The sequence below is a fragment of the Candidatus Symbiopectobacterium sp. NZEC135 genome (genome assembly GCF_025962695.1).
On the sequence record NZ_JAGFPF010000815.1, the window covers coordinates 1 to 918 of the forward strand.

The 918-nt window shown below is 57.5% G+C and carries 1 protein-coding gene; it reads left to right on the forward strand.

What is annotated here, in order from left to right; genetic code table 11:
* On the forward strand, positions 1-755 hold a 755-nt coding region (bioH, locus tag J5224_RS30670; RefSeq protein WP_264628806.1), incomplete at its 5' end, for a pimeloyl-ACP methyl ester esterase BioH.
* Positions 756-918: the final 163 nt, after the last annotated feature.

The following is a 918-nucleotide window of genomic DNA, read 5'->3' on the forward strand; positions in this document are numbered from 1 at the left end:
ACTGGCACACCGAAGGGGAAGGGAAACGCGATCTTGTGTTGCTGCACGGATGGGGGCTGAACGCGCAGGTATGGCAGGGTATTGCAGTGCGACTGGCACCGCATTTTCGACTGCACTGTGTCGATCTCCCCGGTTATGGCCGTAGTGTGGGATATGGGGCGTTATCGCTTGCTGACATGGCCGATATCGTGCTGGCACAGGCACCCGAGCAGGCTGTCTGGCTGGGATGGTCGCTAGGCGGGTTGGTTGCCTGTCAGGCGGCACTCAGTGCGCCTGCGCGTGTCAGTGCGTTGATCACGGTTGCTTCCTCCCCGCGCTTCAGCGCCCAAGCGGAGTGGCCCGGTATTAAGCCTACGGTTTTACAAGGTTTTCAGCAGCAGCTCAGCGAAGATTTTCAGCGCACCGTGGAGCGTTTTCTGGCGTTGCAAACCCTGGGCACCGGCAGTGCGCGTCAGGATGCGCGTCTGCTAAAAAGTGTGGTATTGGAACAACCGATGCCGAGCATTGAGGTGCTTGAGGGGGGCTTGGACATTTTGCGCCAATCCGACCTGCGTGAGGCGATGGCGTCGTTGACGTTACCGATGCTGCGTGTTTACGGGGCGCTGGACGGACTGGTGCCCCGTAAAGTGGCGAGCCTGCTTGATGAACGATGGCCCGATACTGACTCGGTGGTGATGGCGCAGGCGGCACATGCACCGTTTATTTCCCACCCGGATGCCTTTGCCGAAACGGTTTGTGCGTTTGCTGGCGTCTAACGCGTTGTTGAGTAAAGGCACAAAAAAATGTGTCACCAACGTTAATTTACATATTCTCCTCATTTTCTCCACGATGTTGCGTGCGGTGACAGGGTAAAGTAGCGCGTCATACCCGTCATACTTCACGTTGCAGATGCGTTGGCTGCGCTCACTCACCCGAATC